Below are 26,570 nucleotides of genomic sequence, written 5' to 3' on the forward strand. Positions count from 1 at the left end.
GGTCTCCTTGTGCGGTGTCTTCTTGTGGGCAAGCGCAGCCCCGGCCCTGCGGGTCTGCGCAGGGGTCAGCGCTCAGCGCAGTGCGCCCGCCAGTGCGGCGAAGGCCAGGCGGTCGTAGTTGTGGGTGAAGGCGGTGTTGGGGATGGGGTGCGACGAGAGCTTGACCACCACCAGCTGTGCGGCCGGGTTGATGTGGATGTGCTGGCCCATGAGGCCCTTGGCCTCGTAGCTGCCGTCCACGTCGTGCGGCAGCCACCAGTGGTTGTGGTACGAGTAGCCGTTGCGCATGGTCTGGCCGGAGGCCTTGAACTTCTCGGGGTCGGCGCCCTTGCGCAGTTCGGCCACGGTGGCGGGGGAGACGACCTGCTTGTGGTTGTAGTAGCCGTTCTGGCGCAGCATTTCGCCCAGGCGGCCCAGGTCGCGCAGCGTGGCGCTGATGCCCACGCTGGTGGACTGCGCGCCCGTGGGGTCGGCCCACACGTAGCCGTCCTGCTCGGCACCCAGCGGGGCCCAGATGCGTTCGGACAGCAGGGTGGAAAAGCGCTTGCCGGTCACACGCTGCAGGATCCAGCCGATGACCTCGGTGTCCACCGACTTGTAATAAAAGCCCTTGCCGTGCTCGCCTTCCTTCTGCACCGTGGGCAGGTAGTCGAGCATGGCCTTGGCACCGGGATAGTTGGCGGGCGCGGGCACCAGGCCGGCGGCGATGAGGTACTGGAAGATGCCCGATTGGGGGTTGGCAAAGTCCTCGGCGTAGTTCACGCCGGTGGTCATGTCCAGCGTCTGCTGCACGGTGGCGTCGGCCCAGGCGCTGCCCGCCAGCTCGGGCAGGTAGCGGGTGACGGGGGCGGCGGGGTCGATCAGGCCCTCGCGGATCAGCTCGGTGGCCAGCAGGCCGGTGAGCGACTTGCTCATGGACCACAGCACATGCGGCACATGCGGCTGGTTGCCGACGTAGTGGCGCTCGTACACCACGCGGCCCTGGTGGATGACCAGCAGGCCATCGGTGTAGGTGGCCTTCTGCCACTCGGCCAGCGTGGTGCGGGCGCCCTTGTCGTCGAGGAAGGCCAGGCCGTCGAGCTCGCGCGGCGCAGCCTGCAGTTCGCTCGCGGGGCCCGGGCCGCGCGCAATGTTGGCGGTGGGCCCCAGCTCGCGCAGGTGGTGCAGGGCCCAGCGGGCGTTGGGGTACTTGAGGATGGTGCCCAGCCGCACCTGCTTGTCGGGCGCGGGCGGAAAGCCCTGCATGAGCTTGAGCGCCACCGGGTCCGTGGCGTCGGGCGGCGGCAATGCAGGCTGCGCATGGCTGGCGTGGGCCAGGGCGAGAAGGGCCGTGGCGACGGCAAGCGACAGGGCGCGGCGGGGAAGGGGCATGGTGGAGTTCTCCTGAAAAAAGGGGAAGGGACAGGGGGGATGGGAGGATGGGAAAAAGGCGCAGCTCAGGCAGTGCTCATGGCGGGGCCCCTGCGGCAGCGGGCGCGGGCCGGCGCCAGACCTGGGTCTTGCCGAACAGCGCGATGCCCACGTAGGCGTGCACCCGCAGCTGGTCGGGCCCGGCGGGGGTGAGGGTGGCGCTGTAGGTCTTGGCGTTCTCGCGGTTGTAGATTTCGCCCTGGTGCTCGTTGGCGCCGCTTTCCTTGAAGCCCGAGAGGATGGTCATGCCCAGCGCGGGGCGCTTGTCGGCGAACTCGCCGGCCTGGCCGGGGCCTGCCATGGAGCGGTTGGCCATGACCCGCACCACCTTGCCGCACAGGGTGGGGCTGCCGGCGGTGCAGGGGGCGATCTCCACTTCGAGGTTGCCGCTTTCGGTGACCCAGCGGCCCAGCGGAGCCCGGGGTTCGGCGCCGGCCTGCTGGGCGCCGGCGGGCAGCGCGGCGGACAGCAGGGCAAGCGCGGCCAGCAGGGGGCGGGCGATGGCAGACTGCGGTGTCATGGAAAGCGTCCTCGTGAAGTTCAGGAAGACTGCATTGGAGCCAGCGCAGGTATCGGGCATTTGTCCTGCGGGGGCCTTTTGGTGTGCAGGCATGTCGGTACCGCGCGCAGACAAGTTGGGATACAAACCCCCTGCGGATGCCCCCGCATTGCCCGGAGAATCGGCCCCATGCAGCAACAGCACCAGCAGCCCGAAGACCACGTACTGATCGTCGACGACGACGCCGGCATCCGCGAGCTGGCGGCCCAGTACCTGCGCAAGCAGGGCCTGCAGGTGAGCGTGGCGGCCGACGGGCGGCAGATGCGCGCGGTGCTGGCGGGCACGCGCATCGACCTCTTGGTGCTGGACCTGATGCTGCCCGGCACCGACGGCATCACCCTGTGCCGCGAGCTGCGCGGCCCGGGGGCGCCGGTGCTGCCCATCATCATGCTCACGGCGCGCAGCGACGAGGCCGACCGCATCCTGGGCCTGGAGCTGGGCGCCGACGACTACGTGACCAAGCCCTTTGCCGCACGCGAGCTGCTGGCGCGCATCCACGCGGTGCTGCGGCGCACGCGCATGCTGCCGCCCAACCTGGCGGCGGCCGAGCCGGTGCGCGAGCTGGCCTTTGGCGACTGGCGGCTGGACACCACGGCACGCCACCTGCTCGATGCCAGCGGCGCGGTGGTGGCGCTGTCGGGCGCCGAGTACCGGCTGCTGCGCGCGCTGCTGGACCACCCGCAGCGCGTGCTCACGCGCGACCAGCTGCTGCAGCTGACGCAGGGGCGCGACGCCGAGGTGTTCGACCGCTCCATCGACCTGCTGGTGAGCCGCGTGCGCCAGCGCCTGGGCGACGGGGTGCGTGGCTCGCGCTACATCAAGACGGTGCGCAACGAGGGCTATGTGTTCTGCGCCGCGGTGCAGGCCGTACCGACGAACGCAGGGCCCGGGGCATGACGCGCTGGTGGCCGGGCTCGCTGTTCGGGCGCATCCTGCTGGTGCTGGCCCTGGGCCTGGCGCTGGCGCATGCGCTGACCTTCATGCTGGCGGTGACCGAGCGCAGCATGAGCATGCGCAGCGCCATGGTGGGCTACCTGGCGAGCGACGTGGCCAGCTCGGTGGCGGTGCTGGAGCGCCTGCCCGCCGATGAGCGTGGCCAGTGGCTCACGCGCCTGGCGCGGCGCAACTACCGCTTCGTGCTGGCCGAGCCGCTGCCGGTGCCCGCCAGCCCATCGGCCCTGGCGGTGATGGTGTCGGGCGCCGTGGCCGCCGCGCTGCCGCCCGGGCGCGCGGTGCAGGTGGTGGACCCCGGCGTGCCGGGCACCGAGCTGCGGCTGCAGCTGCGCCTGGCCGACGGCACGCCGCTGGCGGTGGACATGGACGAGCCCCGGCTGCAGGTGTCGCCCTGGGTGCTGGCGGCCCTGGCGCTGCAGCTGGTGGTGCTGGTGGGCCTGTGCGCCTGGGCCGTGCGCGCGGCCACGCGCCCGCTGAACACCCTGGCCGACGCCGCCGACGCGCTGGGCCCCGCGCAGCCGGCCAACCCCATGGCCGAGGACGGCCCGCGCGAGGTGGTGCGCGCCGCCGCGGCCTTCAACCGCATGCAGCAGCGCATACAGGCGCACCTGCAGGAGCGCATGCAGATCCTGGCGGCGGTGTCGCACGACCTGCAGACCCCCATCACGCGCCTGCGGCTGCGCGCCGACCTGCTCGACGACGCGCCGCTGCGCGAGCGGCTGCACGCCGACCTGGCGGAGATGCAGTCGCTGGTGGAGGAGGGCATTGCCTACGCGCGCTCGCCCCAGGCCGTGCGCGAGCCGCTGCAGCGCGTGGACCTGCGCGCGCTGGTGGAGAGCCTGGCCATGGACTATGCCGACGCGGGCATGCCGGTGCGCGTGCTGCACGCAGCCGATGGCATCTGCGACACACGCCCGCAGGCGCTGCGCCGGCTGCTGTGCAACCTGGTGGACAACGCACTCAAGTTCGCGGGCAGCGCCGAGCTGGCCGTGGAGGTGGGTGACAAGGGTGCACAGGGAGCGGAGGGCGCATGGCGCGTGCGCGTGCTGGACCGCGGCCCGGGCATACCGCAGGCCGATCTGGCCGCCGTGCTGCAGCCCTATGTGCGCCTGGAGGACTCGCGCAACCGCGGCACGGGCGGCACGGGCCTGGGCCTGGCCATTGCGAACGAGCTGGCGCAGGCGCTGGGCGGGTGCCTGGTGCTGGCGCCGCGCGAGGATGGCGGCGAGGGGCTGGAAGCGCGGGTGGAGCTGCCGGGGTAGCGCTGGGGGACAGCGCTGGTACAGTGCCCCTTCCGTGGATTGACTCGTGACAGGGAACGCCATGAAAGACAGCAGCAACAGCAAGCAGCAGCAGCAGCACATCCGCATCGGCATCGGCGGCTGGACCTTCGAGCCCTGGCGCGACAACTTCTACCCGGCCGGCCTGTCGCATGCCAAGGAGCTGCACTACGCCAGCCGCCAGCTCACGGCCATCGAGGTCAACGGCACCTACTACAGCACCTTCAAGCCGCCGACCTTTGCCAAGTGGCATGGCGACACGCCCGATGGCTTCATGTTCTCGCTCAAGGCCAACCGCTTTGCGACCAACCGGCGCGTGCTGGCCGATGCGGGCGACTCGATCGCGCGCTTTGTCGACAGCGGCATCGCCGAGCTCAAGGACAAGCTCGGCCCCATCGTCTGGCAGTTCATGCCCACCAAGCAGTTCGAGCCGGGGGATTTCGAGGCCTTTCTCGCCCTGCTGCCCAAAGCGGTGGACGGGCGCGCGCTGCGCCATGTGCTGGACGTGCGGCACGAGAGCTTTGCCACGCCAGCCTTCATCGAGCTGGCGCGCCGCTATGGCTGTGTGCCGGTGCACACCGATTCCGAGAAATTCCCGGCCATCGCCGACGCACAGGCCGACTTCGCCTACCTGCGGCTGATGCGCAGCCAGGCCGATGTGCCCACGGGCTACACGCCCGAGGCGATCGCGCAGTGGGCCCAGGGCGTGCGCAGCTGGACCGGCGGCGAGCGCCCGCGCGATGTGTTCGTGTACTTCATCAACGGCGCGAAGGAGCGGGCGCCTGCGGGGGCAATGGAGCTACTCAAGCAGCTCGGCCTGCGCGCCTGAAACCTATACCGTCTCGCGCTGCGTGAAGCCCTGCGGCGCTTCGCCGCCATCGGGCACATTGCCCACCACCACGCGGTCCACCCGCGCCTGCGCGGGCCCCTGCTGCGCCCAATCGACGAGGGCCTGCACCGCCTGAGGGCTGCCCCAGGCGCAGGCCTCCACCCGGCCGTCGCTGCGGTTGCGCACCCAGCCCTGCACGCCCAGGCGCTCGGCGGCCTGGACCATGGACCAGCGGTAGCCCACGCCCTGCACATGGCCGGTGATCAACAGGTGGCGGGTGATGGTTTCTTCATTCATGGGGGCACTGTACCGCGTGGCTTGTGGGTCCGGTGTTCCAGGCGCACACTGCCCCGCATGACTGCACGCAAGGCCCTGCCCGCCATCGACACCGACCGCTGCACTGGCTGCGGCTGGTGCATAGCCGTGTGCCCCCCGCATGTGCTGTCGCTGCAGGTGCAGGGGCCACAGCCCTGGGGACCCAAGCGCTCCACGCTGCACGACGAGGCGGGCTGCACGGGCTGCGCGCTGTGTGCGGTGCGCTGCCCGTTCGATGCGATACGCATGGTGCGCACCGACCCTGGACCACTACCACAATCGGCGCAGTGAACCGCGAAAAAATTACCGCAACGAGATGCGCAAAACAGGTCGCATTTCCTGAAGAAAGCCTTTTCAAGTCATAGACTTGGCGATGCTTTTGAAGTCGCAATATTTTTCGCAGTACACCCTCCCTTCACAGATGCAACCCCTGCTGCCAGCAACGCGCCGATTGGCGCCCTTGCTGGAGCAGGCGCATGGCCTGGTCCGCGGGGCCGACCGGCTGTCGGGCCTGTGCCAGCCTGGGGCCCTGGGTGGGCTGCGCGGATTGCTGCGGGCGATGAACGCGTACTACGCCCAAAAGTTCGAGGGTCTGAAAATGCAGCCGCCGGAGATCGAACAGGCCCTGCGCGGCGAGCCGGCTGCCGATCCGGAAAAGGCCGGGCGCCAGCGGCTGGCGCTGGCGCACATGGCCACCGAGGCCCAGCTGGAAATGCGGTGGCCCGCGTGGGATGCCAAAACGGTGTGGTCGCCCCAGATGGTGTGCGACATCCACCAGGATGTGTATGCGCGCCTGCCCGAAGCGGACCGGGCCTTGAAAGGGGGCGCCACGCTGCGGCCCGGTGCGCTGCAAACCGGGCCTGCAAAAGTACGAGCGTTGCTGGAGCAGTGGGGAAATGTCTACGGCAGCGTTCGCCAGGTCGACATGCAGGTGCTGGCAATGGCCGCATCGCACCAGCGCCTGGTATGCATGCAGCCGTTCCGCGAGGGCAGTGGCCGCGTGGCCGGGCTGCACACCCATCTGGTGCTGGGGCATCTGGGCCTGACCAATGGCCTGTGGTCGCCGCTGCGCGGCTTCGCGCGCAGCCAGGATGCCTACCGCGCCCACCTGGCTGCGGCCACCGATCCCAGGGGCCTGGAGGCGTGGATCGGCTATGTGCTGGCCCAGTGCGGGGAGCAGGTGCAGTTGATGACCGGCCTGCTCGCACCGCAGGACATGCAGGACCGCATCGCGGCCTGCCTGGGCTTCGAGGAGCATGTGGTGAAACAAGGGGTGCGCACCGAGTCCTTGCGCGCATTGCACTACCTGTTCGTGACGCAGGGGGCCCTGGAGCGCCGGGACTTCAAGGCGATGCTCGGGCTGGGCGACCGCATGGCCACCACGCAGATCGGCGCACTGCTGCAGCGCGGCCTGCTGGAGACCGATTCGCCGCACGGCAAGCTGCGTTTTGGCGTGCCGCAGCACGCGCTGCGCTTCTACTTCCCGAAGCTGTGGCCCGAGGCGGAACGCGAGGCGTAGCCGCATTGCGCAGCGCCTGCGCCACACCGCCCCTTGACGCCCCCCACGCCCGATCCGCTACACTGGCAGCCATGTCGTACACCTCCATCCACACCGCACGTGCTGCCGCTGCCCCCATGGGCGCCTGCATGATGCTGCCTGCGTTCACGCGGGCGATGGGTGCACGAATGATTACCACCATTACCCCCGCGGCCACCTGAGCACGCGCAGGTGGCCGTTTCGGCAGCCACCTGGTGATCGCTCTCTCCCTCCTTCCCGGAATGAACGAATGAAACCCAGCTCTGGCAGCTGGGTTTTTGTTTTGTTTGTTCGTTTGTTTTTTGGCTGCCCGGCAGCCAGCAACCCGGAGAAGGAAGCTCTTTATGTACCGCGATCCCGTCCAGTCCCTTCAGCCTGCACAGCACAACAGCATTGCCACGACCATGGCCATGCCTGCTGCCACCCGCCCCCTGCGCGTGGGCATGATCGGCATTGGCACCGTGGGCGCGGGCACCTTTCGCGTGCTGGCGCGCAACCAGGCCACCATTGCCGGGCGCGCGGGGCGCGGCATCGAGGTGGTGGTGGTAGCGGCGCGCAACCTGGCGCGCGCGGCCGGCGTGGTGGGCACCGGCGTGGCTTTGACCAACGACCCGATGCAGGTCGCCACCCACCCCGAGGTGGACGTGGTGGTGGAGGCCGCGGGCGGCACCGGCCCGGCGCGCGAATGGCTGCTAGCGGCCATGGCGGCCGGCAAGCATGTGGTGACGGCCAACAAGGCGCTGCTGGCGGTGCATGGCAACGAGCTGTTCGCCGCGGCGCGCCAGCACGGCGTGGCGCTGGCCTACGAGGGCGCGGTGGCCGTCAGCATCCCCATCATCAAGGCGCTGCGCGAGGGCCTCACGGCCAACCGCATCGAGTGGGTGGCGGGCATCATCAACGGCACCACCAATTTCATCCTGAGCAAGATGCGCGACGAGGGCCTGGGCTTTGCGCAGGCGCTTGAGCAGGCCCAGGCCCTGGGCTATGCCGAGGCCGACCCGGCCTTCGATATCGAGGGCGTGGACGCCGCGCACAAGATCACGCTGCTGGCGGCCAACGCCTTCGGCATGCCGGTGCGCTTTGCCGATGCGCAGGTGGAGGGCATCACCGCGCTGCAGGGGCTGGACGTGGCCTGTGCGGAGCAGTTGGGCTACCGCATCAAGCTGCTCGGTGTGGCGCGAAAACGGGGTGACGGCGGTGTGGAGCTGCGCGTGCAGCCTGCACTGGTGCCGGCCACGCACCTGCTGGCGCACGTCAACGGCTCGATGAACGGCATCCTGGTCAAGGGCGATGCGGCCGGCGTGACCATGTACTACGGCGCGGGCGCGGGCTCGGAGCAGACGGCATCGGCCGTGATCGCCGACCTGGTGGACGTGGCGCGGCTCGATGGCACAAACGCGGCCCAGCGCGTACCGCACCTGGGCTTCCACGCCCATGCGGTAGATGAACACCTGGCCGTGCTGCCGCGCGCCGCCGTGCACACGCGCCACTACCTGCGCGTGCCCGTGCATGCGCCGCAGGACATCGAGGCCGTGGGCGCCTGGCTGGCCGCCCAGCAGGTGCCGATGGCGCAGCTGGCGCTGGCGGCCGACAAGGCCCTGCCGCCCGGCAGCGGTGCCCAGGTGCTGGTGCTGACCGATGCGGTCGCCCAGGCCACGGTGGACCTGGCCGTGCATGCGCTCGCGTCGCACCGGGCCGTGGCCGGGCCGGTGACCACGCTGCGCGTGGAAATGCTGGACGCCTGAACCTCAGGCCTGCGTGCCTGGCGACCCTTGCCGCACCAGCGCGGCCATCTCCAGCGCAGCGGGCGTGTTCTCGGCCGTGAGGCCGGCGACCACGCCGGCGCGGTCGGTGTCGGTGCGGTTCTGGCTGACCTTCCACACGCCCTCCCAGCGTTCCACCGCAAGCTCGATGCCGACGATGGCGCGCATCATCTGCTCGATGTAGGCGGGCGGGGCGTCGTCCAGGCGCCAGGGCTCGGCGCGGTGCGCTTCATGCGCCTCGCTCAGCGTGTGCAGGATGGCGCGCAGCGTGGCCGGGTCGTCCTTCAGGGCGGTGAGCTGGCCATGGGCATGCACCGTGGCGTAGTTCCAGGTCGGCACCTGCTTGCCGTCGATGGCCTTGGAGGGGTACCAGGTGGGCGAGATATAGGCCTGCGGGCCGTGGAAGATGGCCACGGCCGTCTGCGGCAGCAGCGGCCACACGCTGTTGGCGCGCGCCACGTGGCCCACCAGCGTGCCGTGCTCGCCGCGCGTGGGGTCCAGGTACAGCGGCACATGGTTGGCGTGCAGGGCGCCTTCGTGCGTGATGACCAGCGTGGCCAGGGGCTGGGCCCGCACCAGGCCTTGCAGCACGGCGGCATCGGCCACGCGGAACTGGCGGTTGGCATTGGCCATGGCTCAGCCCCCTTCGCTCAGTTGCAGCACGGGCGCACAGTCGATCTGCGTCTTGACCGAGTTGGCCAAAAAGCACGATGCATGGGCCTTGTGGTGCAGGTCATCGAGCTGTTCGGCACTGGGCGCATGCGCAGGGTCGAAGCGCGTGACCGGCTTGAGCTGCACATGGGTCACGACGAGCTGGCCCGCTTCGTTCCTGGCCATGGTGCCCACGGCGGCATCGCTGTAGCTGTCCAGGCGAAAGCCCGCGCGGCTCGCGAAATCCATGAACCACAGCATGTGGCAGCTGGAGAGCGCGGCGACGTAGGCCTCCTCGGGATCGACCGCGGCCGCGTCGGAGTAGGGCAGGGGCACGACATGAGGCGAAGACGATGCGGCCACGCTGGCACCGCCGTCGAACTGCCAGGTGTGGGCGCGGTGGTAGCGCTTGTCGAGGAAATCATCGCTGCCGCGTTGCCAGGTGATGGTGGCGAAATGCTCTGCCATGGTGAATGACTTTCGTGGGGTTACCTACAATGGTTCCTCAGTCTATTGCGATACCGCTTCATCGAAGGGGCCAATTCGTGCCAAGCGCCAGAGCCAATTCCACCGCAGCCAGCACCCTGCGCCAGCAGGTCTATGAGCGCCTGCGCGGCGCCATCGAGCAGGGCAGCCTGCGCGCGGGCACGCGGCTGCCGCCCTCGCGCGAGCATGCCGCGGCGCTGGGTGTCTCGCGCAACACGGTGCTGTGGGCCGTGCAGCGCCTGCAGGCCGAGGGCTATGTGGAGGCGCGCGTGGGCGACGGCACCTATGTCTCGCAGGCGGCCGCGGGCGCTGCCACCCGCAGCCAGCAACTGGTGGCGCCGCCGCGCGGCCTGTCGCGGCGCGGGCAACTGATCGCCGACACGGCCGCGCGCTGGAACCCGCCAGTGGCGGTGGCCAGGGCCTTCCGCATGGGGGCACCCGAGGTGGACACGTTTCCGTACGCGGTGTGGGACCGCCTGGCGCGCCAGGCCGGCCCCGGCCAGCGCGCGGCGCGCGCCCAGTACCTGGACCCGGCCGGCGACCCGCAGCTGCGCGAAGCGGTGGCGCAGTGGCTGTGGGCCTCGCGCGGCATCCGCTGCGACGCAGGCCAGGTGGTGGTGTGCTCTGGCTCGCAGCAGGCCATCGACCTGATCGCGCGGTTGCTGCTGGACGCGGGCGACGAGGTGCTGGTGGAAGACCCGGGCTACCCCGGCATTCGCGCGGCCCTGCTGGCCCACGGCGTGCTGGCCCGCCCCATGGCCATGGACGGCGAGGGCGCCTGCATCGCCGAGGCCACGCAGCGCTGGCCCGGCGCGCACATGGCGGTGGTGACGCCCACGCACCAGTACCCGACGGGTGTGCGCATGGGCCTGGCGCGGCGCCAGGCGCTGCTGCAGTGGGCGCGCACGCACGATGCCTGGGTGGTGGAGGACGACTACGACGGCGAGTTCCAGTACGGCGCGCAGCGCGTGCCGGCGCTGTGCAGCCTGCCGGGGTCGGAGCGGGTGCTGTACGTAGGCACCTTTTCCAAGACCCTGCACCCGGGGCTGCGCCTGGGCTTCATCGTCGCGCCGCCGGCGCTGGTGCAGCCCTTTGCCATGGCGCGTGCCATCACCGACCGGCATGCGCCCGGCGATGCGCAGGCGGTGCTCGCGCAGTTCATTGCCGAAGGCCACCTGCTGCGCCACCTGCGCCAGATGCGCGAGCTGTACCAGGCGCGCCAGCAGGCCCTGCGCGATGCGCTGGCCGATGCCAGCGACGGCGCCCTGCAGCTGGCGGCCAGCGACCGCGGCATGCACCTGCTGTGCGAGCGCGCGCCGGGCAGCGACGACGAAACCCTGTGCCGCCAGGTCCAGGCGGCAGGGGTGATGCTGGCGCCGCTGTCGCGCTATGTGATCGCGTCGGAGCGGCGCGGCTGGCTGTTCGGCTATGCGGGCTTCGACATCGCCGAGATCACGGCGGCGGCGCGGGTTGTGGGCCAGCTGGCCCGGCGCCTGCCGCGCACCTGACCACTCAACTCACTGCGCGCTTTTCCACCAGCTTTGCGACAGGGCGGGGTTGCGGATGTCCAGGCGCTCGCCCATCACCGGCGCCACCAGGGGCACGTTGGCGGCAGCGGCCAGCTGGGTGATGCGATCAAAAGGCTCGTGCCAAGGGTGCAGGGCCAGGTCGAAGGTGCCGTTGTGGATGGGCATCATGTGGTGGCCGCGCACGTCGCGGTGGGCCTGCAGGCTTTCCTCGGGCTGCATGTGCACGTCGGGCCACTGGGCGTCGTAGGCGCCGGTCTCGACCATGGTCAGGTCGAAGGGGCCGTAGCGCTCGCCGATGGCCTTGAAGCCGTCGAAGTAGCCGGTGTCGCCGCTGAAGAAGATGCGCGTGTCGCCGGCCATGATGACCCACGAGGCCCACAGCGTGCGGTTGCCGTCGGACAGCGTGCGGCCCGAGAAGTGCTGGGCCGGGGTGGCGACGAATTTCACGCCGCCCACGCTGGTGCCCTGCCACCAGTCGAACTGCTGCACCTTGGCGGCCGGCACGCCCCAGCCGATGAGGCGGTCGCCCACGCCCAGGGGGGTGAGGAAATGCTCGACCTTGGGCGCGAGCTTCTGGATGGCGTCGAAGTCCAGGTGGTCGTAGTGGTCGTGCGAGAGCACCACGCCGGTGATGGGAGGCAGCTCGTCGATGGTGAGCGGCGGCGCGTGGAAGCGCTTGGGCCCGGCGAACTGGAAGGGCGAGGCGCGCTCGGAGAACACCGGGTCGGTGAGCCAGAACTTGCCGTCGAGCTTGATCAGCATGGTCGAATGGCCCAGGCGCCACAGGCTCTGGTCGGGCGCGGCCAGCACATCGGCCTGGGTCAGCGGCTTGACCTCGATGGGCTTGCTGGGCACGGTATTGGCGGGCTTGTCGGTGGCAAATTTCCAGAAGATGGCCACGGTCTTGAAGAAGCCGGGCGCCTGGCGCGGCGCAACGTTGCGGAACTTGCCGTCCTGGTACTGGGGCGACGCCTCGTACGAACCCGAGGGCGGGGTGGCACAGGAAATGATGCTGTAGGCCATGGCGGTGATTGCGGTGAGGATGAGGAGGATTCGGGGCACGCGGCGGAACATGGGGACTGCCTTTTCTGAAAAGTGCACTGCACAGTGTAGTGTTGTTTTTAAAAAAGTAAACTACCCGGTGTAAAATTTCTCCTATGCACCCGATAGCCCCCTCCGCTGCCCCCACCCGCCTGACCGACCGCAAGCGCGAGGCCATCGTGCAGGCCGCGATTGCCGAGTTCCGCGAGAACGGCTTTGCCGGCACCAGCATGGACCGCGTGGCGGCGGCGGCCGATGTCTCCAAGCGCACGGTGTACAACCACTTCCCGAGCAAGGACGAGCTGTTCGAGGCCATCCTGGCCCAGATGTGGGAGCGCAGCCATGCGCAGGCCGAGATCCGCTACGACGCGGACGGCCCGCTGCGCGCGCAGCTGCTGGCGGTGCTGGAGCAAAAGATGCAGATGCTGGACGACGCGAGCTTCATCGACCTGTCGCGCGTGGCCATGGCCGAGCTGATGCACACGCCCGAGCGCGCCCGCGCGCTGGTGGACCGCCTGTCCGAAAAGGAAGAGGGCCTGCCGCAGTGGCTGCGCGCCGCCCAGCAGCATGGCCGTCTGCGCGCCGGGGTGGACCCGCAGTACGCCGCCCACCAGCTGCACGGGCTGGTCAAGTCCTTCGCCTTCTGGCCCCAGCTGGCCATGGGCCAGCCGCCGCTGGCCCCCGCGCTGCGCCAGCAGGTGCTGGAGGATGCGGTGGACATGTTCCTGGGCTTCTACGCCGTCGCGGCACCAGCCTGACGCTTGCGGCGTATGCTGCCGGCCCATGGCACAGCAGCATGCACAACACCCCTCCCAGATCCTCTTTCTCCCGGGCGTCGGAGGCGACCCGCAGTTCTGGCAGCCCGTGTCCGGCCTGCTGGATCACCCGGCCGCCCGCCGGCTGCTGGGCTGGCCCGGCTTCGGCCCGGTGCCGAACGACCCCGTCGTGCGCGGGATGGCGGACCTGGTGGCGCGCGTGGTGGATGCCATCGACCAGCCCACCGCGTTGGTCGCCCAGTCGATGGGCGGCATCGTGGCCGTCCAGGCCGCGCTGCGGCGCCCCGGGCTGGTCACGCACCTGGTCCTCACCGCCACCTCGGGCGGCGTCGACATGGCCGCCCATGGCGCGCAGGACTGGCGGCCGGCCTTCGCCCAGGCCCACCCCACGGTGCCGCCCTGGTTCGCCGACTACCGCGAGGACCTGAGCGGCGCCCTGGCCACCTTGGCGGCGCCCACGCTGCTGCTGTGGGGCGATGCCGACCCCATCAGCCCCGTGGGCGTGGGTCGGCGCCTGCTGGCGCTGCTGCCCCGGAGCCGGCTGCACGTGGTACCCGGTGGGGCGCACGATCTCGCGAACCGGCATGCGGCGCAGGTGGCTCCGCTGATCGCAGCCCACCTGGGTGGCGGCGCCTGACTTTGCACTACGCTCGGCGCTTTGCACTCCCGAGCCCCACGAACCCCATGCCCACCGCTCCCTACCTCGACACTGCGCCCGTGCTCGGCACCGGCGTCTTCCTCCACGACTCGGCCCAGGTGATCGGCGACGTCACCCTGGGCAAGGACGCCTCCGTGTGGTGCAACGCCGTGCTGCGCGGCGATGTGAACCGCATCGTGGTGGGGGAGGCCAGCAATGTGCAGGACCTGACCATGGGCCATGTCTCGCACCGCAATGCCAGCAAGCCCGAGGGCTCGCCGCTCATCATCGGCAGCCATGTGACCATCGGCCACGCGGTGATCCTGCACGGCTGCCGCATTGGAAATGAGTGCCTGATCGGCATGGGCTCGATCGTCATGGACGACGCCGTGATCGGCGACCGCGTGATGCTGGGCGCGGGCAGCCTGGTGTCCCCCGGCAAGGTGCTGGAAAGTGGCTACCTCTACATCGGCCGGCCCGCCGTGCGCCAGCGTGCGCTGACCGACCAGGAAATCGCCTACCTGCGCTATTCGGCCGAGCACTATGTGCGCGTGAAGAACAACTACCTGGCCGGCACGCCAGACGTGGCGGTGGAGCCGCCGGCCCAGCCGATGTAAGGCCGACGCGCCCACCGGGTAAGGGCCTGGCGGGATAATCGGGCACTTCCACGATTCCCCACAAGGCGGCACTGCATCGCCCTGGCCGCCCCCACCATGTCCGCCCCACCGCTCCGCGTCCTGTCCGTCATCCCGCCGATGACGCAGCTGAACACGCCCTACCCGTCGACCGCCTACCTCACGGGCTTCCTGCGCTCGCGCGGCATCACGGCGGTGCAGGAGGACCTGGCACTGGCCCTGGTGCTGCAGCTGCTCTCGCCCGAGGGCCTGCGCGCCGTGGCGGCCAAGGTGGATGCGCTGCCCGCCAAGAAGCACAGCCCTGCCGTGCAGGCCTTCGCGGCGCAGCGCGACCGCTACCTGGCCACCATCGCGCCCACCATCGCCTTTTTGCAGGGGCGCGACACCACGCTGGCGCACCGCATCGTGGGCCGCAACTTCCTGCCCGAGGGGCCGCGCTTTGCCACGCTCGACGTCTACGTGGACGACGAGGGCGGCGACCCGCTGGGCTGGGCCTTCGGCGCCCTGGGCCTGCACGACCGCGCCAAGCACCTGGCCACGCTGTACCTCAACGACCTGGCCGACGTGCTGCGCGACGCGGTGGACAAGCGCTTCGAGTTCGTGCGCTACGCCGAGTCGCTGGCCGGCAGCCAACCCACCTTCGACCCGCTGGCCGCGGCGCTGGCCGAGCCCCTGAACCTGGTGGACGAGACCTTGCGCACGCTGGCCCTGGCCGCGGTGGAGCGCCATGCGCCCACGGTGGTGCTGCTGTCCGTGCCCTTCCCCGGGGCGGTGTACGCGGCCTTTCGCATCGCGCAGGCGATCAAGGCGGCGCACCCGCACATCGTCACCGTGCTGGGCGGCGGCTTCGTGAACACCGAGCTGCGCGACCTGACCGAGCCGCGCGTGTTCGACCATTTCGACTACGTGGCGCTGGACGCGGGCGAGCGCCCGCTGCTGGCGCTGCTGGAGCATGTGCAGGGCCAGCGCGGGCGCCAGCGCCTGGTGCGCACCTTCGTGCGCGATGCGGACACGCAGGCCGTGCGCTACGTCAACATGCAGGAGGCGGACATCGCCTTCGCCGAGGTGGGCACGCCCACCTGGGACGGGCTGCCGCTGGACAAGTATTTGTCGCTGCTGGACATGCTCAACCCCATGCACCGGCTGTGGAGCGACGGGCGCTGGAACAAGCTCACCGTGGCCCACGGCTGCTACTGGAAGAAGTGCAGCTTCTGCGACGTGAGCCTGGATTACATCAGCCGCTACGAGGGTGCCTCGGCTGCGGTGCTGGCCGACCGCATCGAGGCCATCGTGCGCGAGACGGGGCAGACGGGCTTCCACTTCGTGGACGAGGCGGCCCCGCCCAAAGCGCTCAAGACCCTGGCCACCGAGCTGATCGCGCGCAACACGGGCATCTCGTGGTGGGGCAACATCCGCTTCGAGAAGACCTTCACGCCCGAACTGGCCGAACTGCTGGCCGACAGCGGCTGCATTGCCGTCTCGGGCGGGCTCGAAGTCGCCTCGGACCGGCTGCTCGACCTCATGAAGAAGGGCGTTTCGGTGGACCAGGTGGCGCGCGTGACGCGGGCCTTCACCGACGCGGGCATCCTGGTGCATGCCTACCTGATGTACGGCTTTCCGACGCAGACCGTGCAGGACACGGTGGACGCGCTCGAGTACGTGCGCCAGCTGTTCGCCAACGGCTGCATCCAGAGCGGCTTTTTCCACCGCTTTGCCTGCACCGTGCACTCGCCCGTGGGCAAGGCGCCCGAGGAATACGGCGTGACGCTGGAGCCCCTGCCGCCCGTGAGCTTCGCCAAGAACGACATCGGCTTCAACGACCCCACGGGCGTGGACCACGACGCGCTGGGCGGGGCGCTCAAGAAGGCCATCTACAACTACATGCACGGCATCGGCCTCGAGGAGGACGTGCGCAGCTGGTTCCCCTTCAAGGTGCCCAAGACGACCGTGCAACGCAACCGCATCGAGCGGGCGCTGCAGCAACGCGGCTGACCTCGGGAGGTCAGGCCGCAGCCACGAACGCGAGGATGTCGTCGAAGTCCTTGCGGTCCTTGGGCGTCTGGTACTTGTAGGCGGCGAACGACTGCTCAAGCATGCCGGTCAGCCGGTCGCGGTTTTCCCGCAGCTCCGCCTTCCACGCCGGGTCGCGCACCAGCAGCTTGAAGATGGCGAGCTTGCCGTCCAGGTTCCCGTGCATGGCGTCGAACGAGGTGGCCGTGAACTTCAGCAGATTGGCCAGCTTGGGCAGGCCGCGGGTGCCGGCACCCTTGTCCAGCAGCGACTGCACGATCTTGGCCTGGTGATAATAGATGGCGATCTCGATGGGGTAGCTGGTTTCCGAAGATCCCTTCTCGCGCAGGTCAGGATCGGCGCCATGCTCCAGCAGCAGGTCCACGATCTTGGGCGCGGAGAACCGGCAGGCCTCGTAGAGGTTGGGAGACCCCTTGTGCGGCAGGTTGGGGTCGGCGCCATGCTCCAGCATCAGTTGCACGACCTTCACGCGCTTGTCGGTGATGGCCTTGTTCAGGCAGGAGTAGCCTGAGGAGAACTTGCTGTTGGGGTCCGCCCCTTTCTCCAGCAGGGCCTGCACGGTGGCCTGGTTCTTGGAGAACCCGATGGCGCGGATGAAGGCATAGGTCGGGTCGTTCTGCTCGCGCTCGGCGGCCTCGATGGCCCTGCCCACGCGGCCCAGCTGGGCGGTCGGGGCCAGGGTCTTCATCAGCGCCACCACGTCGGCGGGCGGCTTCTTCCTGCCGTCGATGAAACCGTATTCGAGCTTGCGCGCCACCTCGTCATCGACCAGTTCCGCATGCAGGGCGTGGCAGACCTTGGACAGGGGGGCGATGAAGTCCCCGACGTCGGTGGAGCCTGCGGTAAAGACCGCGTCGATCACCCGGCCCGAGCGCCCATAGTGGTCGAAGCCCAGGTGGTCCGTGGGGTGGATGGCGATCTTGCGGGCCGCGAAGAAAGCCTTGATGGCCGCTCCGAGCGGTGCGCCATCGGGGGTGCTGAAAACGGCATGCAAGGCATCGGCATCGGCGTCGTTCTTGCAGACCAGCGTGAATCGCGTGATGGCTTCCATGTTCCCTCAAGGCATTGGCTTTTACGGGCATCATATTTCGATGCAAGCACCTCGCCCGCCCTTCGCTGCCGCCATCTTCGACATGGACGGCCTGCTCATCGATTCCGAGCGCGCCACCCTGCGCGCCTGGACCGATGCGGCCCTGGCCCTGGGCGTGGTGCTGCGCGAGAGCGACTACCTGCAGGTGGTGGGCAAGGCCGCGCAGGACTCGCACGCCATCCTGCAGGCGCACCTGGGCGGGGTGGCGCCGTTCGAGCAGGCCATGGTGGCGGTGCGGTCGGCGCTGGAGGAAGGGGAGGGCAAGGAGCTGCTGTTCCCGCTCAAGCCTGGTGCGGCCGCGCTGCTCGCGCGATTGCAGGCCGCGGGCATTCCGTGTGCGGTGGCCTCGTCCTCGCGCACCGACGAGATCGCGCAGCGCCTGGCGCGCGTGGGCGTACTGCCGCACTTCAAGGCCGTGGCCGGGGGCAACGAGGTGCTGCGCGGCAAGCCCGACCCGGCGCTGTATGCGCTGGCGGCCGCACGCCTAGGCGTGGACCCGGCGCTGTGCCTGGCCTTCGAGGACAGCCACAACGGTGCCTGCGCGGCCCTGGCCGCTGGCATGGGCCTGGTGGTGGTGCCCGACCTGCTGCAGCCCGCATCCGAGGTGGCGCAGGCCTGCGTGGCGGTGCTCGGCTCGCTGCAAGAGGCCTTGCCCGAGCTGCCGCGCTGGTTCACGCGCGGCGCCTGACGGTACTCAGATGGCGGTCTGCGACTCGGCCTCGAGCACCTTGCGGCGTGCCATGGCCAGGTTGGCGCGGCTGCGGTCGAGCACGTAGTAGATGAACAGGCCGTCGTGCTTTTCCACCGGGCGGATGATGTGGTACTGGTGGGTCAGCGTGATCAGGATGTCCTCGATGCTCCCCTGCATGCCCAGCGACTTCATGGTCTTCATCTTGGCGCGCACGACCTCGGTGTTGCCCGCGGCAGCCAGCTCCAGGTCCATGCCGCTGCCCACGGATTCGAGCAACATGCCGCTGTTGTAGTCCACCAGCGCGGCGCACATCGCGCCCTCGGTCTGCATCAGCTGGTTCAGGAGTTCTTTGGGGGTCAATGCCATGGCGGGGTCTCCGGTGGTGGTGGAACAAGGGAACGGGAACGGCAATGGAAGGGGGTCAGCCCGGCTGCGGCACCGTGGCGCAGGCAGCAATCACCTGGTCGGCGGTGTTGCGGCAGCTCCAGAGCAGCTTTCCCAGCAGCGATGATTCGTTGGTGACCACGGTGAGCACCAGGTCGCCGGAAGGCACGGGCAGGTTCATCGAGACGATGTGGCCGCTGCCCGATTCGAGGATCAGCCGCTCGGGCGCGCTGTGGCCGGCCTCGCGCGTCATGGCGCCGGCCAGCGCGCTGAGCGAGCCGGACATGGCCGAGAGCTTGTCGGCGTCCTGGCTGTCCGAGAGCGTGGAGGCCACGGTGAAGCCGTCGGCACTGGCCAGCGTGGCGCTCAGGATGCCCGGGGTGCCGCGCTGCAGCTCACCGAGCAGCCCGGCCAGCTGCGCGATGGTGACCAGGCGCAGGGACGTGGCGACAGGCACCAGGCCAGAGGTGCCGCTGGGGTTGCTGCTGCTACTCATGTTCGATCTCCGCCATGCTCACCAGGACCGACAGCAGGAGGCGCACGTCGGCATCGCGCCGCACGTCCACCTCCAGCACCGGGGGGTTGTAACCCAGGGCACCCAGTTGCTCGCAGTAATCGGCAATGCCGGGCGAGGGGTGGGTGTCGAGACGGCCCACGCCGACCACCGTGCGCCGGGCCGGCACATGCGGCGCAAAGGCCTTGAGGTAGCGCGCCACCTCGCCCACGGGGTCGCGCTGGGAGTTGTCGGCCAGCACGATGAGGCCGAAGGCGCCCGCGCCCAGGATGTCCCACATGAAGCGAAAGCGCTCCTGGCCGGGCGTGCCGAAGAGCTTGAGCTTCCACTGGCCGCCATCCATCTGGCACTCGCCGTAGTCCAGGCCCACGGTGGTCATGGTCTTGCCGGGCATGGGCAGCTCGGCCCAGCCGGTGATGGGCACGTCCGTGGACAGGGCCTGGCCATCGCTGATGGCCTGGATCGCGGTGGTCTTGCCGGCGCCCATGGGGCCGGTGAAAACGATCTTGAGATCGCGGGAGCCGCCTGCAAACACCGCAGGCGCGGAGGAGGGCGTCACCATAGCTTGAGCCGTTCTCGAAGATTGCCGAGCCAGCCTGCGGGGGTGGCGGCAGGAACAGGGGTCTTGGCCGCCGGCGCAGGGGCCGCCACGGCGGTAGCGGCAGCCGCAGGCGCGGTCTCCTCCACCGCCAGGCCCAGGGCCAGGCTGGCTTCGAGGAACCAGCGCACCGTCGCTTCGGGCACGCCGCTCTTGGCGCACAGCTGCTCGTAGCTCAGGGCCCGGCTGGTGAGCAGCGCCGCCAGGCGCGGGTGGCCTGCAGACGACAGGCCGATGGCATCGGGCCAGCGCAGCAGCCGGTAGTGGCCCGTGCGCACCGGTGCGCTGGCACCCTTCTGCGCCAGTCGCATCGCCAGGCTCCACAGCAGCTGCCGCAGGCTGTGCGAGGGCACGGAGCGGATGAGCTCTTCCTCGACCGGGCTCACGCGATGCGGCTCGCCCAGTGTGTAGGCGCCCGAGAGCAGCACCTCCATGGGCATGGAGGTGTGCACCAATTGCTGCACGAAGTCGAACACGACCTGCTGGCCCGCGCTCATGGGCACCACGGCGCGGCGGCGCTCGGCCGTGCGGGTGTGCTCACCGAGCAGTTCGAACAGGGCGCGCTGGCCCTTGACCGGATCGAACTGCGACACGCCGTACACCCGCTGGGTGGCCGACTGCAGCACGGCGATGACGTTGCTCATGCGCAGCGGCGTGGCCACGGTGAGGTCAGCGGTCTGCTCCAGCGCCGCGCCGGTGTCGGCGGGGTCGAGCACGCGCACCGTGATGCAGGGCGCATGGAAACGGTAGGGCCAGTGGCCCGGAACGAAGACCACATTGCACTCGGCCAGCTGCTCGCTGAAGCGCGCGCGGATGTTCACGCCGCCGTCGAGCAGGCGCACCAGGGCGCGCAGCACCAGTTGGTCCTTCTGCGCAATGTCCTGGGTACCGATGACCAGCCCGTCGCCCATATCCGTCAAGCCCCCTGTGCAGCAGGATGGCGCCCGTGAAGGCGGCCATGGATGGCCCGGCCCGCGCTCGAAGCAGGAAGATCAGGAGCAGAAACGGCGAGTGCGGGACCTGGGCGGTGTTGCATCGCTGGGGCGGCCTCTCGGTTGGGTGTGGTGACCACTGAGACGGCGGCTTCCCTGAGCAACCCTGGATAACAACGTGGCAGTCCCGCTGTCGTGGGCACCGAGACAGGCTCTCGGTACCGGTAGACCGGTGACTTTGCGGGCCCGGCTTTCGCACGGGGGTGCCGTTTCAGTGCTTTTCAGTATAGGGGAATGGGTTGCGCTGGCAACCATTGATTGGCGCGCAGCAACGCCCGCACCCGGCGGGCGTTTTTAGGGTGTTGTTCTGGCGCATACACCGGCAGGGCGGCCTGCGCGGCGTGGGCCAGGCTACTTCTGCTTCTGGTAGGCCTTGTCGGCCGGGGGACCGCGGTCCGTGTCCTGCAGGCCGCGCTGCACGTCGCGGTAGGCCTGCTGTACCTGTGCGTCGGGCTTGCCATGGGTCATGTCGACCGACTGGTCGCGCTCGTGCGGCAGCTTGGGGTTTTCTTCCTGCGCGGCGTTGGCGGCATCGGCGTCACCGCGGGTGGGGGTGGCGGCGGTCTGGCGCCTGGTGGTGTCCACCGAGGCTTCGGTCGTGCGGGGATCGGCGGTCGTGGGCATGGGGTGTTCCTTGGCGTCACAGGGGCGCAGGTGGGTTGTTGACCATCGTAGGAGCACCGGGCGCGGGGCGGTGTAGGCCCATTCCCCATCTGCACGACAGGATGCCGAGGCTGCAAAACACTGTATGCCCAACCATATGCCACACTCTCGTCCTTATGTCTTCAACAGAGTGGGCCCAGGCGGCCCTGCAGTCGTTCGATGCGGTGGTGCAGGCCACGCCGGGGTTTCGCAGCCGCGGCGGGCAGCGGCGCATGGCCGAGCAGGTGGCGCAGACCTTCAGCCATGCCACGCTGGGCAAGGTGGACGAAGAGGCGGGCGAGGCCGCGCCCACCCGCTCGATTGCCGTGATCCAGGCCGGCACGGGCGTGGGCAAGTCGCTGGCCTACTGCGCACCCGCGATCGCCATGGCGCTGTCGCGCGGCACGCGGGTGCTCATATCCACCGCCACGGTGGCGCTGCAGGAGCAGCTGGTGAACAAGGACCTTCCGGCCCTGGCCAAGCTGTTGCCCCAGCCCTTCAAGTTCGCGCTGGCCAAGGGGCGCGGGCGCTATGTGTGCAAGCTCAAGCTCGACCGTCTGGCCGGCACCGGCGAGGCCGAGGACGAGCCCGAAGACGACCTGTTTGCCGAGGAAGAGGCCGCCGCACGCGCCAAGCGCCCGCGCCAGGAGACCGAGGCGCGCATCCAGTTCTACTCGGCCATGTCGCAGACCCTGGCCAAGGGCGCCTGGGACGGTGACCGTGACAGCCTGGACACGCCGCCCGAGCCCGAGGTCTGGAGCGCCGTGGCGGCCGAGGGCGCCTCCTGCACCGGCAAGCACTGCCCGGCCTTCAGCCAGTGCACCTACTACGACAAGCGCAAGGAGCTGGTCGGTGCCCAGGTGATCGTCGCCAACCACGACTTGCTGCTGTCGTCCCTGGGCGCGCGCGTGCTGCCCGAGCTGGACAATTGCCTGCTGGTGCTCGACGAGGCGCACCACCTGCCCGCGACCGCGCTGGACCAGTTCGCCTGCAGCATGGACCTGAGCCGCGTGACCTGGATCGAGCGCCTGGCCAGCCGCGGCCTGCGCATCGGCGCGCTGCTGGAGGTCGAAGAAATCGCCGACATCCCCAAGCACTCGGGCCAGCTGCGCCAGACGCTGCAGGACCTGGCGCGCATCGTGATGGACGTCTACGGCCCGGCCCTCAAGAGCCAGAAGGATGCCTGGGGCCCGGCGCGCGTGCGCGTGCCGCGCGGCGTGCTGCCCGAGCCCCTGATCGCCCCGCTCGGGCTGCTGGCCGCGAGCGCCGACGGTTTTCTCGAAGCGCTGCGCGCCATCTCCAAGGCCCTGCGCGCCGAGATGCGCGACAAGCCCGACGAGGCGCGCCGCCTGTCCACCCTGTACGCGCAGATCGGCATGCTGGCGCCCCGGCTGGAAGAGCTGCACGCCACGGCCCAGCTGCTGCTGCAGGACGCGCCCGAAGGCGCGGTGCCGGCCGCCAAGTGGTTCACGCTGGAGGTGGAGGGCGACTTCATCGTCGTCAAGGCGCATGCCAGCCCGATATTGCCCGGCACCACGCTGCGCAACCACCTGTGGAGCGCGGTGCGCGGCGCGGTGCTGACCTCGGCCACCCTTACCAGCTGCGGGCACTTCGAATTCTTCATGCGCGAGTCGGGCCTGCACGGCGACGCGGCCGCCACCACGCTGGAGGTGCCGAGCCCCTTCGACTACGCCGCCCAGGGCACACTGATCGCGGCCGAGACCCACGCCGACCCGAAGAACGCGGCCCAGTTCACGGCCGAGATGGTGGAGGCGCTGCTCTACGACATCGCCAACGTGGAGTACGGCGCGCTGGTGCTGTTCACCTCGCGCGAACAGATGCGCCAGGCGGTCGATGCCCTGCCCACAGCCATGCGCAGTGTGGTGCTGGTGCAAAACGCGCTACCGCGCACGCAGCTGCTCAAGCGCCACCGCGAGCGCGTGGCCGACGGGCAGCCCTCGGTGATCTTCGGCATGCAGTCCTTCGGCGAGGGGCTGGACCTGCCGGGGCGGCTGTGCGAGTCGGTGTTCATCACCAAGCTGCCCTTCGCCCCGCCCGACGATCCGGTGGGCGAAGCCCGTGCCGAATGGCTGCGCGCCGTGGGGCGCGACCCCTTCAGCGAGCTGGTGGTGCCGGCCACCGCGATCCGCCTGGCCCAATGGGTGGGCCGCGCCATCCGCACCGAGGAAGACCAGGCCCATGTGTACTGCTACGACAAGCGGCTCATGAACACCTCGTACGGGCAGCGTCTGCTCAAGGGCCTGCCCCCGTTTGCGCTGGAGCAGCGCAAACCGCGCTGAGCGCTGTCGGACAAACGCCCTACGCAAGCCGGGCCCGAGACCGACGCGTGCACACCTCCTGGCGGCCTAAAGTGAATTTTTACCCATTCACCATCTGCCGGAGGCACCCCATGCAACACGAAACCCCCGCCCGCGAGACGCTGTGGAAGCTGATCAAGGACATCAAATTCGGCATGCTCACCCACCGCCATGCCAATGGCATGCTGCACGCGCACCCGCTGACCACGCAGAACCGCAGCATCGACGAGCAGTCGCTGCTGTACTTCTTCATCCCGCGCAACGGCGAGCTCTACGGCCGCCTGCTGACCGATGGCCAGGTCAACGTGTCGTATGCCGACCCGGGCGATGACAGCTACGTGTCCCTGTCGGGCCAGGCCAGCTTTGTCGAGGACCTGGCGCAAAAGGAAGCCCTGTGGTCACCCATGGCCAAGGCCTGGTTCCCCGGGGGCCATGCCGACCCCAACCTGGCGCTGCTGGCCGTGCGCATTGGCCACGCTGAGTTCTGGGACGTCAAGGAAAGCAAGATGGTGCAGCTGTTCAAGATGGCCAAGGCGGCCATCACCGGCGAGCAGCCGCGCGACCTGGGCGAGCACCAGGAGCTGACGCTGTCCTGAGGCAGCACCGCGGTGCGCCCCGCCCCGCCGGCGCACCATCCATGACCGGACCTGAGGAGATTGCCATGAGCAGCAAGGAAAACCAGCCAGACGACGTGATTGCCAGTAGCGACGGCAGCGGCAAGGTGGCCAACGCCCACAACAGCGCAGGCGACAAGGCCACACAAATCAACCAGGGCCGCCGCACGCCCGAGAGCCGTGGCGACCGCGACACCCACCTGGGCAGCGGCAACCAGGGCCAGTCCCGCCAGGGCGGTGCTGGCAGCAGCAGCGGTGGTGGGAGCCGCGGCGCGGGTTAAGCCCGCGCACGGCCGCCACGCACCAGAAAGAGCCCTCGGGCTCTTTCTTTTTGATCGCCTGCCCTTGAAAACGCCGATACACCATCCAATTACCATCCATATGGATGGCACAAGACGGCCAGAAGGCAATTTATGACCCCCACTTCCACCACCTCCCTGGCCCTGCGCAGCAAGGTCCCCGATTCGGAAAAGATCACCATCAACCTCGGCTATGTGGACCTGGGACACATCGATCTGCTGGTATCGGAGGGCTTCTACGCCAACCGCACGGATTTCATCCGCACCGCGATCCGCAACCAGCTGAGCACCCAGAACGAGGCGGTGCGCCAGGTGGTGGCACGCAAGATGCTCGTGCTGGGACTGCAGCGCTTTGGCCGCACCGACCTGGAGACCGTGCAGGCCGCCGGCCAGACGCTGGAGATCCGCGTGCTGGGCCTTGCCAGCATCGAGGACGACGTACCGCCCGAGCTGGCAAAGGCGACCATCGCCTCGGTCACCGTGCTCGGGGCGTTCCACGCCAGCCCGGCGGTCAAGGCGGCCCTGGCGGGCCGCATCGGTTGAGACAAGCGCCCACCGTGGCGCGGTGCCCAGCGCACCACAACGGCGATTTCTTTCGTTGTCCATTCCAGACCGGCCCTTTCGAGCGGCGGCATTCCGAGACAAAACCGACGGCACCGGCCGCCCCCAGGGCAGCGGTGCCATGCACGGCGCACGCCCTACCAGCTCACCCAAGGACCTTCCCATGGACTGGAACCACAATCTCAAGCAACTCCTCGGCAACGCCACCGACCTGGTGCGCAAGGGCCAGCTGGCCGATGCCACCCGCGCCATCCAGCAGGCCCTGGGCGGTACGCCCGCCATGGCAGGCACGGCAGCACCCCATGCCGCTGCGACGGCCACCCAGCGCGAAGGCGCCAAGGCAGGGATGCCCGGGACCGCAGCATCCGGCCCAGGCTGGCGCACCGGCTTTGCACAGGCCGACATCGAAGATGCCGTGGTGATCGATCTGGCGGACGACAGGCCGCCCGGCACCCCGCCGTCCCCCGACTCCGCGCCTGCCAACGCCCGCGGCCATGCCGCCCGGCAAGCGCCCGGCAGCTTCACCCGGGTGGCCTTCGCGCTGGCTGGTGCTCCGCAGGACCATTACTACCTGTATGTGCCGCCCGGTGCCGACACCGGCGGCCCCATGCCCCTGGTGCTCATGCTGCACGGCTGCACCCAGGACCCGGAGGACTTCGCCACCGGCACGGGCATGAACGGCGCGGCGGCGCGGGCGAATGCCCTGGTGCTCTACCCCGCCCAGGCGGGCAGTGCCAACCCCAAGGCCTGCTGGAACTGGTTCCGGCCCCAGGACCAGCGGCGCGGCGGCGGCGAGCCGGCCACGCTGGTGGCCATGGTGCGCGAGGTGATGGCACGCCACCCGGTGGACGGCAACCGCGTCTACGTGGCGGGCCTCTCGGCCGGTGGTGCCATGGCGGCCCTGCTGGCACGCGAGTACCCCGAGCTGTTTGCCGCCGTGGGAGTGCACTCGGGCCTGTCGGCCGGTGCGGCGCAGAACGTGATGGCCGCGCTCTCGGCGATGAAGACCGGCGCCAAGCCCGCCAGCACCAGCCCGTTCGCGGCGACCACGCCCCCGGTTATCCAGCTGGGCACGGCGCTGCCGCTGATCGTCTTCCATGGCGATGCCGATGCCACCGTGCACGCGCGCAATGGCGAGCAACTGGTGGAGGCGGCGCTGGCCGCCGCCGAGGGCGAGGTACGCCCTGCCGTGACCACGGGCCGCTCGGCCCACGGCCAGGGCTATACGCGCACCCTCTACCAGAGCGGCAGCGCCACGCTGGCGGAGCACTGGGTGCTGCACGGTGGCGGCCACGCCTGGGCCGGTGGCGATGGCCGTGGCAGCCACACCGATCCCCGGGGCGTATCGGCCACCGAGGAGATGCTGCGCTTCTTCCTCGCACACCCCCGCTGTTGACCTCGGGCCGCGCGCCACCATAATTTGCCCCCGGGGCA

General features: G+C 69.6%; 29 protein-coding genes and 1 riboswitch. Of the genes, 17 read left to right on the plus strand and 12 right to left on the minus strand.

The window, feature by feature from the left end:
• Positions 1-72: 72 nt before the first annotated feature.
• Together AC07PA_RS01950 and AC07PA_RS01955 are read right to left on the minus strand one after the other, a co-directional pair.
• Entirely contained in the window at positions 73-1,371 is a 1,299-nt protein-coding gene (locus AC07PA_RS01950) for a serine hydrolase domain-containing protein (RefSeq protein ID WP_494603593.1), read from the minus strand.
• A 76-nt stretch (positions 1,372-1,447) separates the two neighbouring features.
• Complete coding sequence (locus AC07PA_RS01955) at positions 1,448-1,930, minus strand: DUF2147 domain-containing protein (RefSeq protein WP_494603591.1); 483 nt, start codon at positions 1,928-1,930, stop codon at positions 1,448-1,450.
• 168 nt (positions 1,931-2,098) lie between these two features.
• Here AC07PA_RS01955 and AC07PA_RS01960 point away from each other — a divergent pair, with 168 nt between their 5' ends.
• From AC07PA_RS01960 to AC07PA_RS01970, 3 genes are all read left to right on the plus strand, one after another.
• Positions 2,099-2,866, plus strand: coding sequence for a response regulator (locus AC07PA_RS01960; RefSeq protein ID WP_494603589.1), 768 nt, complete (start codon positions 2,099-2,101; stop codon positions 2,864-2,866).
• Entirely contained in the window at positions 2,863-4,185 is a 1,323-nt protein-coding gene (locus AC07PA_RS01965) for an ATP-binding protein (protein WP_494603587.1), read from the plus strand. Before AC07PA_RS01960 ends, AC07PA_RS01965 begins: the two co-directional genes overlap by 4 nt.
• A 61-nt stretch (positions 4,186-4,246) precedes the next feature.
• Positions 4,247-5,032, plus strand: coding sequence for a DUF72 domain-containing protein (locus AC07PA_RS01970; RefSeq protein WP_494603585.1), 786 nt, complete (start codon positions 4,247-4,249; stop codon positions 5,030-5,032).
• Between the two features lie 3 nt (positions 5,033-5,035).
• Here the strand turns inward: AC07PA_RS01970 and AC07PA_RS01975 are convergent, their stop codons facing one another.
• Entirely contained in the window at positions 5,036-5,329 is a 294-nt protein-coding gene (locus AC07PA_RS01975; protein WP_494603583.1) for an acylphosphatase, read from the minus strand.
• A gap of 57 nt (positions 5,330-5,386) precedes the next feature.
• Here AC07PA_RS01975 and AC07PA_RS01980 point away from each other — a divergent pair, with 57 nt between their 5' ends.
• The 3 genes from AC07PA_RS01980 to AC07PA_RS01990 all read left to right on the plus strand — a co-directional run bounded on the left by AC07PA_RS01980 (position 5,387) and on the right by AC07PA_RS01990 (position 8,629).
• A complete protein-coding gene (locus tag AC07PA_RS01980; RefSeq protein WP_494603581.1) occupies positions 5,387-5,638 on the plus strand; it encodes an ATP-binding protein in 252 nt (83 codons plus the stop codon).
• Between the two features lie 130 nt (positions 5,639-5,768).
• Positions 5,769-6,866 (plus strand): Fic family protein, encoded by a 1,098-nt coding sequence (locus AC07PA_RS01985; RefSeq protein WP_494603579.1) that lies wholly within the window; start codon positions 5,769-5,771, stop codon positions 6,864-6,866.
• A gap of 362 nt (positions 6,867-7,228) precedes the next feature.
• Positions 7,229-8,629 (plus strand): homoserine dehydrogenase, encoded by a 1,401-nt coding sequence (locus AC07PA_RS01990; RefSeq protein WP_494603575.1) that lies wholly within the window; start codon positions 7,229-7,231, stop codon positions 8,627-8,629.
• 3 nt (positions 8,630-8,632) lie between these two features.
• Here AC07PA_RS01990 and AC07PA_RS01995 read toward each other — a convergent pair whose 3' ends face one another.
• Together AC07PA_RS01995 and AC07PA_RS02000 are read right to left on the minus strand one after the other, a co-directional pair.
• The gene (locus AC07PA_RS01995; RefSeq protein ID WP_494603573.1) at positions 8,633-9,280 is read right to left on the minus strand and encodes an FMN-binding negative transcriptional regulator; all 648 of its coding nucleotides are present in this window, start codon (positions 9,278-9,280) and stop codon (positions 8,633-8,635) included.
• Between the two features lie 3 nt (positions 9,281-9,283).
• Entirely contained in the window at positions 9,284-9,766 is a 483-nt protein-coding gene (locus AC07PA_RS02000; protein ID WP_145694104.1) for an OsmC family protein, read from the minus strand.
• Between the two features lie 77 nt (positions 9,767-9,843).
• Here AC07PA_RS02000 and pdxR point away from each other — a divergent pair, with 77 nt between their 5' ends.
• Positions 9,844-11,292, plus strand: a complete 1,449-nt coding sequence (gene pdxR, locus AC07PA_RS02005; RefSeq protein WP_494603571.1) for a MocR-like pyridoxine biosynthesis transcription factor PdxR — start codon at positions 9,844-9,846, stop codon at positions 11,290-11,292.
• 9 nt (positions 11,293-11,301) lie between these two features.
• On the opposite strand, the gene AC07PA_RS02010 is transcribed toward pdxR, so the two are convergent.
• Positions 11,302-12,336 carry an MBL fold metallo-hydrolase gene (locus AC07PA_RS02010; RefSeq protein ID WP_494603569.1) on the minus strand — a complete coding sequence of 345 codons (1,035 nt, stop codon included), beginning with the start codon at positions 12,334-12,336 and terminating at the stop codon, positions 11,302-11,304.
• Between the two features lie 134 nt (positions 12,337-12,470).
• Between AC07PA_RS02010 and AC07PA_RS02015 the strand changes: the two genes are divergently transcribed.
• The 4 genes from AC07PA_RS02015 (at position 12,471) to AC07PA_RS02030 (ending at position 16,394) form a co-directional block, all read left to right on the plus strand.
• The gene (locus AC07PA_RS02015) at positions 12,471-13,112 is read left to right on the plus strand and encodes a TetR/AcrR family transcriptional regulator (RefSeq protein WP_494603568.1); all 642 of its coding nucleotides are present in this window, start codon (positions 12,471-12,473) and stop codon (positions 13,110-13,112) included.
• Between the two features lie 25 nt (positions 13,113-13,137).
• Positions 13,138-13,767: an alpha/beta fold hydrolase gene (locus AC07PA_RS02020; RefSeq protein ID WP_494603567.1), complete on the plus strand. Its 630-nt coding sequence runs from the start codon at positions 13,138-13,140 to the stop codon at positions 13,765-13,767.
• 47 nt (positions 13,768-13,814) lie between these two features.
• Positions 13,815-14,384 (plus strand): gamma carbonic anhydrase family protein, encoded by a 570-nt coding sequence (locus tag AC07PA_RS02025; protein ID WP_494603565.1) that lies wholly within the window; start codon positions 13,815-13,817, stop codon positions 14,382-14,384.
• Positions 14,385-14,480: 96 nt separating this feature from the next.
• Positions 14,481-16,394 carry a B12-binding domain-containing radical SAM protein gene (locus AC07PA_RS02030; RefSeq protein ID WP_494603564.1) on the plus strand — a complete coding sequence of 638 codons (1,914 nt, stop codon included), beginning with the start codon at positions 14,481-14,483 and terminating at the stop codon, positions 16,392-16,394.
• Positions 16,395-16,404: 10 nt separating this feature from the next.
• Here the strand turns inward: AC07PA_RS02030 and AC07PA_RS02035 are convergent, their stop codons facing one another.
• Positions 16,405-17,484, minus strand: a complete 1,080-nt coding sequence (locus tag AC07PA_RS02035; protein WP_494603563.1) for an ankyrin repeat domain-containing protein — start codon at positions 17,482-17,484, stop codon at positions 16,405-16,407.
• A 40-nt stretch (positions 17,485-17,524) separates the two neighbouring features.
• Here AC07PA_RS02035 and AC07PA_RS02040 point away from each other — a divergent pair, with 40 nt between their 5' ends.
• Entirely contained in the window at positions 17,525-18,211 is a 687-nt protein-coding gene (locus AC07PA_RS02040; protein ID WP_494603562.1) for an HAD family hydrolase, read from the plus strand.
• A 6-nt stretch (positions 18,212-18,217) separates the two neighbouring features.
• On the opposite strand, the gene AC07PA_RS02045 is transcribed toward AC07PA_RS02040, so the two are convergent.
• The 5 genes from AC07PA_RS02045 to AC07PA_RS02065 form a co-directional block, all read right to left on the minus strand.
• Positions 18,218-18,580, minus strand: a complete 363-nt coding sequence (locus tag AC07PA_RS02045) for a hypothetical protein (RefSeq protein WP_007861766.1) — start codon at positions 18,578-18,580, stop codon at positions 18,218-18,220.
• A 55-nt stretch (positions 18,581-18,635) separates the two neighbouring features.
• The gene (locus AC07PA_RS02050) at positions 18,636-19,094 is read right to left on the minus strand and encodes a roadblock/LC7 domain-containing protein (RefSeq protein WP_494603560.1); all 459 of its coding nucleotides are present in this window, start codon (positions 19,092-19,094) and stop codon (positions 18,636-18,638) included.
• A complete protein-coding gene (locus AC07PA_RS02055; RefSeq protein ID WP_007861768.1) occupies positions 19,087-19,674 on the minus strand; it encodes a GTP-binding protein in 588 nt (195 codons plus the stop codon). The genes AC07PA_RS02050 and AC07PA_RS02055 overlap by 8 nt, the downstream gene beginning before the upstream one ends.
• Positions 19,668-20,630, minus strand: a complete 963-nt coding sequence (locus AC07PA_RS02060; protein ID WP_494603558.1) for a hypothetical protein — start codon at positions 20,628-20,630, stop codon at positions 19,668-19,670. The genes AC07PA_RS02055 and AC07PA_RS02060 overlap by 7 nt, the downstream gene beginning before the upstream one ends.
• Before the next feature lie 189 nt (positions 20,631-20,819).
• Positions 20,820-20,920, minus strand: a riboswitch (cyclic di-GMP riboswitch).
• Between the two features lie 133 nt (positions 20,921-21,053).
• On the minus strand, positions 21,054-21,326 hold the full coding sequence (locus AC07PA_RS02065) for a hypothetical protein (protein WP_145694116.1): 273 nt from the start codon (positions 21,324-21,326) through the stop codon (positions 21,054-21,056).
• 155 nt (positions 21,327-21,481) lie between these two features.
• Here AC07PA_RS02065 and dinG point away from each other — a divergent pair, with 155 nt between their 5' ends.
• From dinG to AC07PA_RS02090, 5 genes are all read left to right on the plus strand, one after another.
• Positions 21,482-23,644 (plus strand): ATP-dependent DNA helicase DinG, encoded by a 2,163-nt coding sequence (gene dinG, locus AC07PA_RS02070; RefSeq protein WP_494603556.1) that lies wholly within the window; start codon positions 21,482-21,484, stop codon positions 23,642-23,644.
• Between the two features lie 110 nt (positions 23,645-23,754).
• Positions 23,755-24,258, plus strand: a complete 504-nt coding sequence (locus tag AC07PA_RS02075) for a pyridoxamine 5'-phosphate oxidase family protein (RefSeq protein WP_494603554.1) — start codon at positions 23,755-23,757, stop codon at positions 24,256-24,258.
• 65 nt (positions 24,259-24,323) lie between these two features.
• Entirely contained in the window at positions 24,324-24,557 is a 234-nt protein-coding gene (locus AC07PA_RS02080; protein WP_494603552.1) for a hypothetical protein, read from the plus strand.
• A gap of 132 nt (positions 24,558-24,689) precedes the next feature.
• Positions 24,690-25,118: a CopG family transcriptional regulator gene (locus tag AC07PA_RS02085; RefSeq protein ID WP_494603550.1), complete on the plus strand. Its 429-nt coding sequence runs from the start codon at positions 24,690-24,692 to the stop codon at positions 25,116-25,118.
• A 181-nt stretch (positions 25,119-25,299) separates the two neighbouring features.
• Positions 25,300-26,532 (plus strand): extracellular catalytic domain type 1 short-chain-length polyhydroxyalkanoate depolymerase, encoded by a 1,233-nt coding sequence (locus AC07PA_RS02090; protein ID WP_494603548.1) that lies wholly within the window; start codon positions 25,300-25,302, stop codon positions 26,530-26,532.
• Positions 26,533-26,570 lie beyond the last annotated feature (38 nt).

The organism is Acidovorax sp. GW821-FHT09B03, from assembly GCF_059418305.1.

What these genes read in the sequence shown, in the direction of transcription:
- AC07PA_RS02050 (WP_494603560.1), bottom strand. Translation starts at nt 19,094, where the DNA reads ATGAGTAGCAGCAGCAACCCCAGCGGCACCTCTGGCCTGGTGCCTGTC.
- AC07PA_RS01990 (WP_494603575.1), top strand. Translation starts at nt 7,229, where the DNA reads ATGTACCGCGATCCCGTCCAGTCCCTTCAGCCTGCACAGCACAACAGC.
- AC07PA_RS02065 (WP_145694116.1), bottom strand. Translation starts at nt 21,326, where the DNA reads ATGCCCACGACCGCCGATCCCCGCACGACCGAAGCCTCGGTGGACACC.
- AC07PA_RS01950 (WP_494603593.1), bottom strand. Translation starts at nt 1,371, where the DNA reads ATGCCCCTTCCCCGCCGCGCCCTGTCGCTTGCCGTCGCCACGGCCCTT.
- AC07PA_RS02000 (WP_145694104.1), bottom strand. Translation starts at nt 9,766, where the DNA reads ATGGCAGAGCATTTCGCCACCATCACCTGGCAACGCGGCAGCGATGAT.
- AC07PA_RS02010 (WP_494603569.1), bottom strand. Translation starts at nt 12,336, where the DNA reads ATGGCCTACAGCATCATTTCCTGTGCCACCCCGCCCTCGGGTTCGTAC.
- dinG (WP_494603556.1), top strand. Translation starts at nt 21,482, where the DNA reads ATGTCTTCAACAGAGTGGGCCCAGGCGGCCCTGCAGTCGTTCGATGCG.
- AC07PA_RS02035 (WP_494603563.1), bottom strand. Translation starts at nt 17,484, where the DNA reads ATGGAAGCCATCACGCGATTCACGCTGGTCTGCAAGAACGACGCCGAT.
- AC07PA_RS02090 (WP_494603548.1), top strand. Translation starts at nt 25,300, where the DNA reads ATGGACTGGAACCACAATCTCAAGCAACTCCTCGGCAACGCCACCGAC.
- AC07PA_RS01960 (WP_494603589.1), top strand. Translation starts at nt 2,099, where the DNA reads ATGCAGCAACAGCACCAGCAGCCCGAAGACCACGTACTGATCGTCGAC.
- AC07PA_RS01980 (WP_494603581.1), top strand. Translation starts at nt 5,387, where the DNA reads ATGACTGCACGCAAGGCCCTGCCCGCCATCGACACCGACCGCTGCACT.
- AC07PA_RS02015 (WP_494603568.1), top strand. Translation starts at nt 12,471, where the DNA reads ATGCACCCGATAGCCCCCTCCGCTGCCCCCACCCGCCTGACCGACCGC.
- AC07PA_RS01955 (WP_494603591.1), bottom strand. Translation starts at nt 1,930, where the DNA reads ATGACACCGCAGTCTGCCATCGCCCGCCCCCTGCTGGCCGCGCTTGCC.
- AC07PA_RS02085 (WP_494603550.1), top strand. Translation starts at nt 24,690, where the DNA reads ATGACCCCCACTTCCACCACCTCCCTGGCCCTGCGCAGCAAGGTCCCC.
- AC07PA_RS02030 (WP_494603564.1), top strand. Translation starts at nt 14,481, where the DNA reads ATGTCCGCCCCACCGCTCCGCGTCCTGTCCGTCATCCCGCCGATGACG.
- AC07PA_RS02040 (WP_494603562.1), top strand. Translation starts at nt 17,525, where the DNA reads ATGCAAGCACCTCGCCCGCCCTTCGCTGCCGCCATCTTCGACATGGAC.
- AC07PA_RS01995 (WP_494603573.1), bottom strand. Translation starts at nt 9,280, where the DNA reads ATGGCCAATGCCAACCGCCAGTTCCGCGTGGCCGATGCCGCCGTGCTG.
- AC07PA_RS01965 (WP_494603587.1), top strand. Translation starts at nt 2,863, where the DNA reads ATGACGCGCTGGTGGCCGGGCTCGCTGTTCGGGCGCATCCTGCTGGTG.
- AC07PA_RS01975 (WP_494603583.1), bottom strand. Translation starts at nt 5,329, where the DNA reads ATGAATGAAGAAACCATCACCCGCCACCTGTTGATCACCGGCCATGTG.
- AC07PA_RS01970 (WP_494603585.1), top strand. Translation starts at nt 4,247, where the DNA reads ATGAAAGACAGCAGCAACAGCAAGCAGCAGCAGCAGCACATCCGCATC.
- AC07PA_RS02025 (WP_494603565.1), top strand. Translation starts at nt 13,815, where the DNA reads ATGCCCACCGCTCCCTACCTCGACACTGCGCCCGTGCTCGGCACCGGC.
- AC07PA_RS02020 (WP_494603567.1), top strand. Translation starts at nt 13,138, where the DNA reads ATGGCACAGCAGCATGCACAACACCCCTCCCAGATCCTCTTTCTCCCG.
- AC07PA_RS02055 (WP_007861768.1), bottom strand. Translation starts at nt 19,674, where the DNA reads ATGGTGACGCCCTCCTCCGCGCCTGCGGTGTTTGCAGGCGGCTCCCGC.
- AC07PA_RS02075 (WP_494603554.1), top strand. Translation starts at nt 23,755, where the DNA reads ATGCAACACGAAACCCCCGCCCGCGAGACGCTGTGGAAGCTGATCAAG.
- AC07PA_RS01985 (WP_494603579.1), top strand. Translation starts at nt 5,769, where the DNA reads ATGCAACCCCTGCTGCCAGCAACGCGCCGATTGGCGCCCTTGCTGGAG.
- AC07PA_RS02045 (WP_007861766.1), bottom strand. Translation starts at nt 18,580, where the DNA reads ATGGCATTGACCCCCAAAGAACTCCTGAACCAGCTGATGCAGACCGAG.
- AC07PA_RS02080 (WP_494603552.1), top strand. Translation starts at nt 24,324, where the DNA reads ATGAGCAGCAAGGAAAACCAGCCAGACGACGTGATTGCCAGTAGCGAC.